This is a genomic window from Arthrobacter sp. UYCu723 (assembly GCF_054059215.1).
In genome coordinates, this window is record NZ_JBSSBW010000001.1 from 3,884,112 (window position 1) to 3,897,561 (window position 13,450).

Sequence of the window (13,450 nt, forward strand, 5' to 3'; positions counted from 1 at the left end):
CTGAGACCTGGCAGTTGCTAGCTTAGAAGTAGCACCGTGAAGGTGGCCGTCCCGTAGGGGCGGCCACCTTTCGTTAATCCGCGGCGCGTCCTTGGCCGTTGATCCAGTGGGACATGTCCAGTGTCCGGTAAGGATCCAGTGGGACATGTCCAGTCCTGGACCCAGCGAGTGGGCACTTCGGGATTATGTCCGGTGGCTGCGGCAAGCGTGGGGCATGTCCCGTGGAGGGCCGTCAAACCGGGCAGATCCTTGACGGCGGAGCGGCCCCGAGTCCACACTTTGCAGGTGCACACCGCGTCTTACCCGGGGGACTATTCATGAGTGAAGCATCACGAACGGCACAACCCGCAGCAGCACCCGACGGCCCCGGCCCGTGGCCGCGGGGGATCGGCGCCATCACCTTGTTCGTCGAGGACCTGGCGGCCACCAAGCACTTCTATCAGGAGGTCTTCGGCCTGCCGATCGCCTTTGAGGACGATGCCTCGGCCGTATTCACATTCGAGAACACCATGATCAACCTGCTGAAGACCAGTGCGGCACCCGAGCTGATTCAGCCCGCGGCTGTGGCCCCTCCCACGGCCGGGGCCCGGATGCAGTTCACCATCGAGGTCGACGACGTCGACGCCATGTGCGCCGAACTGGCGAGCCGCGGCGTCGAACTGCTGAACGGCCCGATGCACCGGCCATGGGGGATCCGCACTGCCAGCTTCCGCGATCCGGCCGGTCACATCTGGGAGATCGCGCACTGAAAGCAACCGCCGCTGAAGGGCAGTCCCGGTGTGACCGCGCCCCATTCCGGGGCAGCGCGCCCGAGCGTACGATGAGCCCACGGGCGCCTTGAGACCCGGAGCCCTGACCGCCAAACGCACCCGCGGATGCTCTGTCAGCATGGTTATCCCATGATGGTCCCAACCATCCCTGGCGGGCGACGGGCCAGTCCCGTACGGGCACTGTGCGCCCCTGACTGTGCGCCCCCGACAGAGAGTAGGATTCCGATGTCAAGCCGAAAGTTATTGAACCCGCCCGAAATGCACGCCGCCCCCGGTTTCACCCATGTAGTCGTTGCTCCGGGAGCCGGCCTGGCCTTCTTGTCCGGCCAGGTGGCGCTCGACCCCAACTTCGCCCTCCTCGGCGGTGACGATCTCGGAGAGCAGACCAAGGCAGCCATGCGCAATATCAAGACTGCCCTCGATGCCATCGGGGCGTCCTGGGAAGACGTGTACCGGCGGACCATTTACACCCTCCGGCCCACCGACTATCAAGTGATCACCGCCGCCATCGAGGAGGTCCAGGGGTCGACGGACCACCCTGCCCAGACGATTGTGGGTGTCACCGGATTGGCCGTGGAAGGGTTGCTGATCGAAATCGAAGCCACCGTCGTCCTGCCGTAGGAGCGGCTTGGACCTATCTGGAAGATTGCCGGGTAGCAGGAACGATCCGTCCGCAGTTCCGGAGGACATGTCCAGTCCCCGCGGGCATTGATGGGACATGTCCAGTCCTAGTGTCGGATCCGGAAGGACATGTCCAGTCCTGGGCCCGGGGAGTGGGCACAGGGGGCATATGTCCAGTGGTCGCGGGGCGGGCGGGGCATGTCCCGCGGGGGGGGGGGCGTGGTGGGGGTCAGCCCAGCAAGATGCGGGCCTTCACCGGAACAGCCGCTTCGCCGGAGGCATCCCCGGCCACCAGTTCGGCGCCCGCTGCTCGCAGGAGCGCCAGCGCACCGGCGTTGCCAGCCGTGGTATCTGCTTCCAGGGCCGTGGCTCCTGACGCCGCGGCCTGCGCCTTGACCAGCCGGAGTGCCTCGCTGCCGATTCCCCGGCCGCGGAAGCTCCGCGCCAGCCAAATCCCGGTTTCCAGCGTCCCGGGACCGGCCCGCCGGAGCCGGATGGACCCGGCGAGCTCGCCGTTGCAGCTGATCGCCCAGCTCTTCTGCCGCGCGGGACCGTCGAGCCCGGACGCCGCGTCATGGTGGTACTCGCGGAACCAGCTGATCCGTTCCGAGTTCCAGCCCTCGGCGCTGCCCAGTGGAGGCGTCACTTCGTCGGCGTCGGCATCCTGGATGGCGACGGTCAGGAGATGCTCCAGCACCTCCTCGCTGACATCCACAAGCGCCACGGCAACGGACAAGTCAGCTGATGGGGACATCGGTCCACTCCGTTTCTCCGGGCAGCAGCACTGCTCTTCCGGCTGAGAGGGCGGCGAGCCGCTCACCGGCCTCGGCCAGTCCGGCCGGATCGTCCGGCAGGGCAAGCCTGAGAACAGTAGTCTGCGCCTCGTAGCTGGTTTCCGCCATGACGTAGCCCGCGGCGCGCAGCTCGTTTTCCAGCCGCCCGGCCGCCGTATGCGGCACCGGAACAGCGCAGATCCGCAGCCGGCGCCGCTGCACCCGCGGCGCCCGGTCCAAAGCAGCCGACACCGATTCGGAGTAGGCCCGCACCAGCCCGCCGGCGCCGAGCAGGATCCCGCCGAAATAACGGACGACGACGGCGGTCGTGTCGCTGAGATCGGTCACCCCGGGGGCGGTCTCGCGTTTCAGCAGCGCTTCGAGCATCGGGATGCCCGCCGTCCCGGAGGGTTCGCCGTCGTCGCTGGAGCGCTGCACGTCGCGGTCGGGACCGAGCACGAAGGCGGAACAGTGGTGCCGCGCGTCGTGGAATTCCCGGCGCAGCCCGGCGAGCACGGACCGGGCGCTGTCCTCGTCTGCCGTGCGGTGCAGCACGGTGATGAACCGGGACCGCTTGACGTCGATCTCGTGGCGGAACTCCGGTCCGGCCAGAGTGGTGTACGCCGTGGCCCTGCTCTCCGGGGACACCGCATCATCTGCCACCCGATCAGTTTAGTCTGGAGGGGTGCTGAAGATCGGATTGACGGGCGGCATCGCCTCAGGGAAGTCAGTGGTCGCCTCGCGCCTGCGCGAACTAGGCGCGGTGCTGGTCGACGCCGACGCACTGGCGCGGGAGGTGGTGGAGCCGGGGACTCCCGGGCTGGCGCAGGTCGTCGATGCTTTCGGCGCCGCGATCCTGACACCCGACGGAGGCCTGGACCGCGCCCGGTTGGGCGTCCTGGTGTTCGGCAACCCGGAACGCCTTGGCGTCCTGAACGGCATCATCCATCCCCTCGTCCGGGAGTGTGCCGCCGCGCTGGTGGCAGCCGCCCCGCGGGGCGCCGTCGTGGTCCAGGACATCCCGCTCCTCGTCGAAACCGGGCAGGGCGCAAACTTCCACCTGGTCGTGGTGGTGGACGCCCCGGACGCCGTCCGCGTCCAGCGGATGATCGAACACCGGAAAATGACCGCCGAGGACGCCGCGTCCAGGATGGCCGCCCAGGCCACGCGTGAGGAACGCCTCGCCGCGGCCGACGTCGTCCTGGACAACTCCGGGTCAAAGGAAGAAGCCCGGGATGCGGTGGATCTCCTCTGGCGGCACCGGCTCGCGCCATTCGCGGAAAACCTGGCCAAACACCGCATTGCCCCGCGCACCGGCGGCCCGGTGCTCAACCCCGCGAATCCCGCGTGGCCGGCCCAGGCCAGCCGGCTGATTGCCCGTCTGCAGGCGGCGGCGCCGCAGGACATCCTGTCCGTCGAACACATCGGCTCCACGGCAGTTCCCGGCCTCGACGCCAAAGACGTGATCGACCTGCAGCTCAGTGTCACGGACCTGGCGACGGCGGACCGGCTCGAGCCGCTGCTGGCCGCGGCAGGGTTCCCGCGCTGGCCCGGCATCGTCACGGACAACCCCAAGCCCTCGCACCCGGACCCCGTCGACTGGGACAAGCGCCTGCACGGCAACGCGGACCCCGGCCGCGCCGTGAACCTCCACGTCCGTTCCGCCGGGTCACCGGGCTGGCGGTACGCGCTGTGCTTCCGGGACTGGCTGCGCGACGACGCCGCAGCCCGCACGGACTACCTCGCCGAAAAACGGCGGGTGGCACGGCGGCACGGCGTGGACAAATCCACCGCGGGCTACGCCGCCGACAAGGAGGCGTGGTTCACCGACTACGCCGCGCCGCAGATGGAAGAGTGGGTGCGCCGCAGCGGTTGGCAGCCGCCGTCGTACGCCACCGATCAGGCGGGCGGCAGCGCGCAGGATGCCGCCCCCGGTACGGCCCAAAGCTGAAACAAGGAGTTCCTGTCGGTGGCCGGCGGTAGATTAGATGCATGAGTCTTGCCCAGGAAATCAACCGCGTCGTGGCCCCCTTCGAGGTCATCAGCGACTTCCAGCCTGCCGGCGACCAGCCCGCCGCGATCGCGGAACTGACCGAGCGCATCAAGAACGGCGAGAAGGACGTGGTTCTGCTCGGCGCCACCGGCACCGGTAAAAGCGCGACGACGGCGTGGCTGATCGAGCAGGTCCAGCGGCCCACCCTGGTGATGGTCCAGAACAAGACCCTCGCCGCGCAGCTCGCCAACGAATTCCGCGAACTGCTTCCGAACAATGCGGTGGAGTACTTCGTCTCCTACTACGACTATTACCAGCCCGAGGCCTACGTGCCCCAGACGGACACCTTCATCGAGAAGGACTCATCCGTGAATGAGGAAGTGGAACGGCTCCGCCACTCCGCAACGAACGCGCTGCTGACCCGCCGCGACGTGATTGTGGTGGCCACCGTCTCCTGCATCTACGGCCTGGGCACGCCGGAAGAATACATCGCCGGCATGGTCACGCTCCGCAAAGGTGCGGAAATGAACAGGGACGATCTCCTCCGGAAGTTCGTCGCCATGCAGTACACCCGCAACGACATGGACTTCCACCGCGGCACGTTCCGCGTCCGCGGCGACACCGTGGAAATCATCCCGATGTACGAGGAGCTGGCGATTAAGATCGAGTTCTTCGGGGACGAGATCGAGAACATCTACACCCTTCACCCGCTCACCGGGGAGATACTCCGGGATGAGAACGAGATGTACGTCTTCCCCGCCTCGCACTACGTGGCCGGTCCGGAACGCATGGGCCGGGCGATCACGAAAATCGAGGACGAACTCGCCGAGCGGCTCCAGGTCCTCGAAAGCCAGAACAAGCTCGTGGAGGCGCAGCGGCTCCGGATGCGCACCACCTATGACCTCGAAATGATGCAGCAGATGGGCTTCTGCAACGGCATCGAGAACTACTCCCGGCACATCGACGGCCGCGCCGGCGGCACGGCGCCGCACTGCCTCATCGACTACTTCCCGGACGACTTCCTCCTGGTGATTGATGAATCCCACGTCACCGTGCCGCAGATCGGCGCCATGTATGAGGGCGACATGTCCCGCAAACGCACGCTCGTGGACCACGGCTTCCGGCTGCCCTCGGCGATGGACAACCGCCCGCTGAAGTGGGACGAGTTCCTCGAGCGGGTGGGCCAGACGGTCTACCTCTCGGCGACGCCGGGCAAGTACGAGCTCGGCAAGTCCGACGGTTTCGTCCAGCAGATCATCCGTCCCACCGGCCTGATCGACCCCGAGGTGATCGTCAAGCCGACCAGGGGCCAGATCGATGACCTGCTTGGCGAGATCCGGACCCGTACCGAGAAGAACGAACGCGTCCTGGTCACCACCTTGACCAAGCGGATGGCCGAGGACCTCACCGACTATCTGCTGGGCCACGGCGTCAAGGTGGAGTATCTGCACTCGGACGTCGACACCCTGCGCCGGGTGGAACTGCTCCGCGAACTCCGGATGGGCGTCTTCGACGTGCTCGTGGGCATCAACCTGCTCCGCGAAGGCCTTGACCTGCCGGAGGTGTCCCTCGTCAGCATCCTCGACGCGGACAAGGAAGGCTTCCTGCGCTCGGCGACCTCGCTGATCCAGACCATCGGCCGTGCCGCCCGAAACGTCTCCGGCGAGGTCCACATGTACGCGGACCGGATTACGGACTCGATGGCCAAGGCCATCGACGAGACCAACCGGCGCCGCGAAATCCAGGTGGCATACAACACCGAAAAGGGGATCGACCCGCAGCCGCTGCGGAAGAAGATCGCCGACATCACGGACCAGATTGCCAAGGAGGACGCGGACACCCGCGAACTGCTGGCCAGCGCGGGCAAGGCGCGCGGCAAGGGCAAGGGCGCTGCGAAGGTCCGGGCGGACGGGCTTGCCGCCGCGCCGGCCGAGGACCTCGTGGGCCTGATCGAACAGCTCACGGAGCAGATGCACGCCGCGGCCGGGGAACTGCAGTTCGAGCTCGCGGCCCGGCTCCGCGACGAGGTGGGCGAGCTGAAGAAGGAACTGCGCCAGATGCAGTCCGCCGGGCACGCCTAGGGTAAAGTTGTTCGAACGTAGGGGAGTATCCCAAGCGCTACGATCGTCAACACGCACGGCACAGATGCCTTGCCGGGCGTAGCGGGCAGCCAGGCAGTACCAGGTACGTAGTACCGGACATTCAGGGCGGTCGGAGAGACTTACACCGCACAGTCGCACCCTGCGAAAGGTATCTTCGTGCCCGAACTTCCCCTTTGGTTTGAGATCGGCTCCTTTGTCGTTCTCGGCATCATCCTCGCCATCGACCTGCTGCTGGTCCTGAAGCGCCCGCACGAGCCCTCCATGAAGGAGGCCGGACTGTGGGTTTCCTTCTACGTGGCCCTCGCCCTGGTCTTCGCCGCCGCCATGTTCGCCTTCACCGGCCCGGAGTACGGCGGGCAGTTCCTCGCCGGCTGGGTGACGGAATACAGCCTCAGCATCGACAACCTGTTCGTGTTCATCATCATCATGGCGCGCTTCTCGGTACCGCGTAAGTACCAGCAGGAAGTCCTCATGGTGGGCATCATCATCGCGCTCATCCTCCGCGGCATCTTCATCATGCTCGGCGCCATCGTGATCGAACAGTTCAGCTGGGTCTTCTACATCTTCGGTGCCTTCCTGCTCTGGACCGCCTGGAAGCAGGCCCAGGACGAGGGCGAGGACGAGGAAGACAAGGAAAACCCGCTGATCGCCCGGATCCGCAAGATCCTGCCGATGTCCGAGAAGTTCGACGGCGGCAAGCTGCGCACCGACGTGAACGGCAAGAAGGTCTTCACCCCGATGCTGATCGTCTTCGTGACCATCGGCATGACGGACCTGCTCTTCGCCGTCGACTCCATCCCGGCCATCTTCGGCCTCACCCAGAGCGCCTTCATCGTCTTCACCGCGAACATCTTCGCCCTGATGGGACTGCGGCAGCTGTACTTCCTGCTCGGCGGCCTGATGAACCGGCTCGTCTACCTGAAGCACGCGCTGTCCGTGATTCTCGCCTTCATCGGCGTCAAGCTGGTCCTGCATGCAATGCACGTCAACGAACTGCCCTTCATCAACGGCGGCCAGCACATCGAGTGGGCTCCCGAGATCCCCACCTACGTTTCCCTCGGGGTGATCATCGGCACCATCATTGTCGCCGTCATCGCCAGCCTGGCCAGCTCCAGGGCATCGAAGGCCAAGCTCGACGTCAGGCTCGAAGAGGACTCCCGCAAGAGCCTCAGCGACGTCGAGTAGTCCCCTGGTCCGGCTAAGCTCGGACTGTGAAAATGATTGAAGCAGCAGCACCCGGCGGTACGGCGCTGGATCCCCAACGGGTCCAGCGCCGTACCGTTTCCGTGTTGAGCGCAGCCCAGCTCCTCAGCGGCGTGGGCAGCGGTGCCAGCCTCTCCGTCGGGTCCCTGCTCGCCGTGCAGCTTTCCGGCTCCAACGCCTGGGCCGGTTCGGTGACGACGGCCGTGACGCTTGCTGCCGCCGTCGCAGCTCTCCCTCTGGCCGGGCTGGCAGGCCGCCGGGGCCGTCGGGCCGCCCTCGTGACCGGGCAGCTGGCCGCGATGGCCGGGTCCCTGCTCATCATCCTCGCAACCGTGACCGGAGCCTTTCCGGTGCTGCTGCTCGGGGCCGCCCTGCTCGGGTTGGGGACCGCCGCCAACCTCCAGGCCCGCTTCGCCGCCGTCGACCTGGCCGACGCCGGGCACCGCGGCCGCTCCCTCGCCATCGTCGTGTGGTCGGTCACCATCGGTGCCGTCGCCGGGCCCAACCTGATCCGTCCGGGAGCTGTCGTAGGGGAGGCGCTGGGGTTGCCGGCCCTGGCCGGTCCGTTCGTGTTTTCGACCGGCGGCCTGGCCCTCGCAGCCCTGCTGCTGGTGGTCGGCCTGCGGCCGGATCCGCTGCTGCTGGCCGCCCGGATCAGGGCTGCCGGAGCCGTGCCGGCCGCGAAGGGAACCACGGGAGTCCGACGGCGGCACGCCCTCCGCAACGGCCTGCGGGCGGTCGGGGCGTCGCCGCGAGCCCGTCTGGCCCTGCTGGCCATTGTGTCCGCGCACGGCTGCATGGTCGCTGTTATGTCGATGACTCCGCTGCATCTCCAGCTGCTGAGCGAAGGGACCCTGGCCGGCATGCCGGCCGGCCATGCCCATGCCGCCAGCACCGATGTCCTGGTCCTGATCGGCTTCACCATCTCGCTGCACATCGCCGGCATGTTCGCGCTGTCCCCGGTGATGGGCTGGCTCACGGACAAGGCGGGGCGCCGGCCCGTGATCATCCTGGGGCACGGGCTGATCCTGCTCGCGGTCTGTGTTGCCGGCTTCGGGCAGCAGCAGCCCGTTCTGGTGACCGCGGGCCTCGTCCTGCTGGGACTCGGCTGGTCCGCGGCCACCATCGCCGCGTCCACCCTGCTCGCCGAAAGCGTCGGCGCCGAGGACCGGGTCCTGGTCCAGGGTGTGGCCGACACCCTGATGGGAGCCGCCGGCGCAGTCGGTGCGGGGTTCTCCGGAGTCGTGATGAGCGGAGTGGGCTATCAGGGCCTCAACCTGGCAGCCGCAGCCCTCGCCACGGCCGTGTTGGCCGTCGCCGTCCCTGCCGTGGTCCGGAGCCGCAGCACCTCACACGCAGCCGCCCAAGCCGGCTAGCTGTATTACCCACGGAGGTTAGTGACGTGGCCAGCTGAAACCCCGGCCGGGCAGCGGCCATACCCGTGCGGCCGGGTCAGTCCCGGACGGAGCGGGTCATGCCCAGCAGCCGGGCGAAGATCCCTTCGCCGTCGTCCGCGATGCCGTCGTGGTGGAAGTCCGCGGACTCCCAGACCTGCAGGCCGCGGACCGCGGCCGCGGTCTCTAGTGACAGTTCCCGGTCCACGTAGATGTCGTCGCGGTAGACGGCGGCGGCCACGGGAACGCTGTTGAGGGCCAGCCGGTCCGGATCGTAGAGCGGCGCCCAGTCGGCCTTCTCCGCCAGCAGCTGCGCCACGTTCCGCAGCGGGCGGAGGGCCGGATCCTGCTCGAAGTACCAGGGGTAGACCATCTCCCCGGTCAGCAGCGGCTCCGGGACGTCCGGGCGGAACCCCGGAAACTCCTGGAGGACGCGCCAGGCAGCCCAGCCGGTGGCCTCGCCCTGCCCGTAGATGGACTCGTGCATCAGGGCGTACAGCGGGTTGACGGACCGGGACACGAGGCTGCGGACCTGTTCGAGGAAAGGATCGGAGAGCCGGCCGCCGTCGGCTGTGCTGACAAAGGCGTCCTCCAGCAGGTGGTGCAGGGCGTCCACGCGGGTGTTCCCGCCCAGGAACGAGCCCACCATCTGGAAGCGCTCCACCGTCAGCCGTTCGCCGTCGGGCAGGAATTCCTCGGTGTCCCTCAAATGCTTGGCGATCCTGTTGACCGTGTTCCGGTCGCCGGGGTACCAGCTGAAGTATTCGGTGTTCCGGGCGGCGACGCGCTGGAACGTGGCCCGGTACACCCGGTCCGCGGGGCCCGCCAGCGGAGCCAGCCCGCCCGTAATGAGGGCTTCGCGCAGGCCCTCGGGGGCGAAGGAGAGGTAACTGAGCGCACAGAAGCCGCCGTAGCTCTGGCCGTAGATGGTCCAGGGATCCGAGCCCAGGGCGTGCCGGATGGCCTCGGCGTCGGCGACGATGGAGTCCGCCCGGAAGTGCGACAGGTACTCCGCCTGGTCCGCGTCGCTGCCGCGCAGCGGCAGCGTGTTGCGGTCGACGGCGGAGGACAGCCCGGTGCCGCGCTGGTCCAGCATGAGGATGCGGAAATCCTTGGCAGCCGCCTTGCTCCAGCCGCCGAGGGACGGGAGACGGTTGCCGCGCCCGCCGGGACCCCCCTGCAGGTACAGCAGCCAGGGCAGCTCTGCCGCCGTTTCCGCACTGTGCTCTGCCGAGACGTACTCGCGGGCGAACACGGTAATCGTCTCGCCGCGGCTCTGTCCCGTCCCGTCGCCGCGGAAATGGTCCAGGGGCACCTCGAAAAAGTGTTCCGCGGTGCGCAGGCCGCGGTACTCGTGCCGTGCCTTGACGGTGTGGGGGACGGTGCCCCCGGCTTCCGCAGCTGCCTCGAGCAGATCGGCTGCGGCCTGGCCTGCCGCCGGCAGGTCAGCCAGGGGGCGGTCAGCCACGGATGTGGGCCTGGCGTGCGGTGCCGAAGGCTTCGAGCGCGTCGCCGGTGAGCCGGAAAGTGGACCATTCCTCCATCGGGGCGGCGCCGAGGTTCTTGTAGAAGTCAATGGAAGGCTCGTTCCAGTCCAGGACACTCCACTCGACGCGCGCGTAACCGCGTTCGACGGCGGTCGCGGCCAGGTGCTGCAGGAGCGCCTTGCCGTGGCCGGCACCCCGGGCCTCGGGCATGACGTACAGGTCCTCGAGGTAGATCCCGTGGACGCCTTCCCAGGTGGAGTAGTTCAGGAACCAGAGCGCGAAGCCCTGGACGCAGCCGGATTCGTTCTCGGCCATCGTGGCGAAGACCCGCGGGTTTGCGCCGAACAGCACGTCGGCGAGCATCTCCTGGGTGTTCCGGACGGCATCGGGTTCCTTTTCGTAGATGGCCAGATCATGGATCATCTGCAGGATTGCGGGGACATCGTTCGCGGTCGCGGGCCGGATTACACTCATTATTCGAGTTTACCTACAGCCGGTTGGCGTTGGTCACCCGCACGACGGCGGTGCCGGTCTCGTCGGAGGCCGCGAGGTCCACCTCGGCCGATATGCCCCAGTCGTGGTTGCCGGCCGGGTCCTCGAAGATCTGCCGGACCTTCCACGTGCCGGGTTCCTCGGTGATGATCAGCAGCCCGGGGCCCCGGGCGTCGGGGCCGGTGCCGATGTCGTCGTGTTCGTCGAAGTAGTCGTCCAGGGCGTCTTCCCAGCGTTCGGCGTCCCAGCCGGATCCGCCGTCGAGCTCGCCGAGGGCGGTGGCCGCCTCATCCGCGAACAGTTCCACGCGGCGGAACATCTCATTGCGCACCATCACCCGGAAGGCCCGGACGTTGGACGTCAGCGAGGGCGGCGGGGGCGGCGGAGCGTCGTGCGGCGTCGGCGCCTTGCCGGAGGTGAGCTCCTCCCATTCGTCGAGCAGGCTCGAGTCCACCTGGCGGACCAGTTCGCCGAGCCAGGCGATGAGGTCCTCGAGGTCCTCGCGCAGGGCGTCCTGCGGGACGGTCTGGCGCAGCGCCTTGAAGCCGTCGGCGAGGTAGCGCAGCACGATGCCTTCGGAACGGGCCAGGCCGTAGAACTGGACGAACTCGCCGAAGTTCATGGCCCGTTCGTACATGTCCCGGACGATTGACTTGGGCGCGAGCTCGAAGTCGCCGATCCACGGGGCGGCCTTGCGGTAGACGTCGAACGCCTCGCCGAGGATTTCAGCCAGCGGCTGCGGGTACGTGACGTCCTCGAGCATGGCCATGCGCTGGTCGTAGTCGATGCCGTCGGCCTTCATCGCCGCGATCGCCTCGCCGCGGGCCTTCTTCTGCTGGGCAGAGAGGATCTGCCGCGGCTTCTCCAGGGTGGATTCGATCACGGACACCACATCCAGGGCGTACGACGGCGACTCCGGGTCCAGCAGGTCCAGCGCCGCGAGGGCGAAGGGGGACAACGGCTGGTTCAGGGCGAAGTTGGCCTGGAGATGGACCGTCAGCCGGACGGTGCGGCCGTCCCGTCCCTGCTCCTCGGGCGGGATCCGCTCCACGACGCCGGCTGCCAGCAGCTCGCGGTAGATGCCGAGGGCCTTCTTCATGAGCTGCAGCTGGGAGGAGCGCGGCTCGTGGTTCTCGGTGAGCAGCCGGCGGGCGGCCTTGAACGGGTCCCCCGGCCGTTCCATCAGGTTCATCAGCATCGCATGGGTCACGGTGAAGCTGGACGTGAGCGGGTCCGGGACGGACTCCACGAGGCGTTTGTAGGTGGGCTCGCCCCAGGACACAAAACCCTCGGGCGGCTTCTTCTTGACCACCTGGCGCAGCTTCTTCTGGTCGTCGCCGAACTTTGCCGTGGCTTTCGCCATCGCCTTGACGTTTTCGGTGACGTGCTCGGGGGCCTGCACGACGACGGTCCCGGCCGTGTCGTAGCCGGCCCGTCCGGCCCGGCCGGCGATCTGGTGGAACTCGCGGGAGTTCAGCAGCCGGGTGCGGACGCCGTCGTACTTGCTCAGGGCGGTCAGCAGCACCGTGCGGATCGGCACGTTGATGCCGACGCCGAGGGTGTCTGTGCCGCAGATGACCTTGAGCAGCCCGGCCTGGGCCAGCTGTTCCACGAGCCGGCGGTACTTCGGCAGCATCCCGGCGTGGTGGACGCCGATACCGTGGCGGACCAGCCGGTTCAGGGTCCTGCCGAAGCCGGCGGCGAAGCGGAAGCCGGCGATCAGCTCAGCGATCCTGTCCTTCTCCTCGCGGGTGCAGACGTTGATGCTCATCAGGTTCTGCGCCCGGTCGATGGCCTCCACCTGGCTGAAGTGCACCACGTAGACGGGCACCTGCTTGGTGGCGAGGAGCTCTTCGAGGGTCTCGTGGACGGGCGTCTGCTCGTAGTAGTAGTGCAGCGGGATGGGGCGTTCGACGGAACTGACAGTCGTCGTCGGACGCCCGGTCAGTTCGCTGATGCCCTCCTCGAACCGGCTGACGTCGCCGAGGGTCGCGGACATCAGCAGGAACTGGGCCTGGGGGAGTTCCAGCAGAGGAACCTGCCACGCCCAGCCGCGCTGCGGGTCGGAGTAGAAGTGGAACTCGTCCATGACGACGGAGCCCAGGTCCGCGGCAGCACCTTCCCGCAAAGCCGTGTTGGCCAGGATCTCGGCGGTGCAGCAGATAATCGGGGCGTCCTGGTTCACGCCCGAGTCGCCGGTGATCATGCCCACGTTTTCCGCGCCGAAGATCTCGCACAAGGCAAAGAACTTCTCGGACACGAGGGCCTTGATCGGGGCGGTGTAATAGCTGCGCTGCCCCCGGGCCACGGCCTGGAAATGCGCGGCGATGGCAACGAGGGACTTTCCGGAACCCGTGGGGGTCGCCAGGATCACGTTGGAGCCGGCGGCCAGTTCCATGATGGCCTCGTCCTGGGCGGTGTACAGGGCCAGTCCGCGGCTTTCGGTCCACTCGACGAACCGCGTGTACAGCTCGTCCGGATCCAGTCCGGTCCTGCCTGGGACTCGGGCGGCCGGGGCGGGGAGCTGATCAACAAGTTTCATTACTCCCCAGCTTAGTGGGCCGGACCCTGAAGGGGGGACCTGCCGGAGGGCTCGGCAGCCGGCCGGCAGGGCG

General features: G+C 67.7%; 11 protein-coding genes. 6 read left to right on the top strand and 5 right to left on the bottom strand.

Going from position 1 to position 13,450, the window contains the following annotated elements; all coding sequences use genetic code 11:
• Positions 1-317 precede the first annotated feature (317 nt).
• Both ACVWZ8_RS18120 and ACVWZ8_RS18125 read left to right on the top strand, forming a co-directional pair.
• Complete coding sequence (locus ACVWZ8_RS18120) at positions 318-749, top strand: VOC family protein (protein ID WP_426977996.1); 432 nt, start codon at positions 318-320, stop codon at positions 747-749.
• Positions 750-1,028: 279 nt separating this feature from the next.
• Positions 1,029-1,391 carry a RidA family protein gene (locus ACVWZ8_RS18125; RefSeq protein ID WP_456505399.1) on the top strand — a complete coding sequence of 121 codons (363 nt, stop codon included), beginning with the start codon at positions 1,029-1,031 and terminating at the stop codon, positions 1,389-1,391.
• A gap of 229 nt (positions 1,392-1,620) precedes the next feature.
• Here ACVWZ8_RS18125 and ACVWZ8_RS18130 read toward each other — a convergent pair whose 3' ends face one another.
• Together ACVWZ8_RS18130 and ACVWZ8_RS18135 are read right to left on the bottom strand one after the other, a co-directional pair.
• The gene (locus tag ACVWZ8_RS18130; RefSeq protein WP_456505400.1) at positions 1,621-2,145 is read right to left on the bottom strand and encodes a GNAT family N-acetyltransferase; all 525 of its coding nucleotides are present in this window, start codon (positions 2,143-2,145) and stop codon (positions 1,621-1,623) included.
• On the bottom strand, positions 2,129-2,827 hold the full coding sequence (locus ACVWZ8_RS18135; protein WP_456505401.1) for an IMPACT family protein: 699 nt from the start codon (positions 2,825-2,827) through the stop codon (positions 2,129-2,131). Before ACVWZ8_RS18135 ends, ACVWZ8_RS18130 begins: the two co-directional genes overlap by 17 nt.
• Positions 2,828-2,849: 22 nt before the next feature.
• Here ACVWZ8_RS18135 and coaE point away from each other — a divergent pair, with 22 nt between their 5' ends.
• From coaE to ACVWZ8_RS18155, 4 genes are all read left to right on the top strand, one after another.
• The gene (gene coaE, locus ACVWZ8_RS18140; protein WP_456505402.1) at positions 2,850-4,115 is read left to right on the top strand and encodes a dephospho-CoA kinase; all 1,266 of its coding nucleotides are present in this window, start codon (positions 2,850-2,852) and stop codon (positions 4,113-4,115) included.
• 41 nt (positions 4,116-4,156) lie between these two features.
• Positions 4,157-6,238 (top strand): excinuclease ABC subunit UvrB, encoded by a 2,082-nt coding sequence (gene uvrB, locus ACVWZ8_RS18145; RefSeq protein WP_456505403.1) that lies wholly within the window; start codon positions 4,157-4,159, stop codon positions 6,236-6,238.
• 177 nt (positions 6,239-6,415) lie between these two features.
• Complete coding sequence (locus ACVWZ8_RS18150; protein ID WP_456505404.1) at positions 6,416-7,444, top strand: TerC family protein; 1,029 nt, start codon at positions 6,416-6,418, stop codon at positions 7,442-7,444.
• A 32-nt stretch (positions 7,445-7,476) separates the two neighbouring features.
• Positions 7,477-8,838, top strand: coding sequence for an MFS transporter (locus ACVWZ8_RS18155; protein ID WP_456505975.1), 1,362 nt, complete (start codon positions 7,477-7,479; stop codon positions 8,836-8,838).
• A gap of 76 nt (positions 8,839-8,914) precedes the next feature.
• Here ACVWZ8_RS18155 and ACVWZ8_RS18160 read toward each other — a convergent pair whose 3' ends face one another.
• Genes ACVWZ8_RS18160 through ACVWZ8_RS18170 form a run of 3 tightly spaced genes read right to left on the bottom strand, consistent with a single transcriptional unit; the run spans position 8,915 to position 13,377 of the window.
• Entirely contained in the window at positions 8,915-10,270 is a 1,356-nt protein-coding gene (locus ACVWZ8_RS18160) for an alpha/beta fold hydrolase (protein ID WP_456505976.1), read from the bottom strand.
• A 46-nt stretch (positions 10,271-10,316) separates the two neighbouring features.
• A complete protein-coding gene (locus ACVWZ8_RS18165) occupies positions 10,317-10,817 on the bottom strand; it encodes an N-acetyltransferase family protein (protein WP_456505405.1) in 501 nt (166 codons plus the stop codon).
• 13 nt (positions 10,818-10,830) lie between these two features.
• Complete coding sequence (locus tag ACVWZ8_RS18170; protein ID WP_456505406.1) at positions 10,831-13,377, bottom strand: DEAD/DEAH box helicase; 2,547 nt, start codon at positions 13,375-13,377, stop codon at positions 10,831-10,833.
• Positions 13,378-13,450 lie beyond the last annotated feature (73 nt).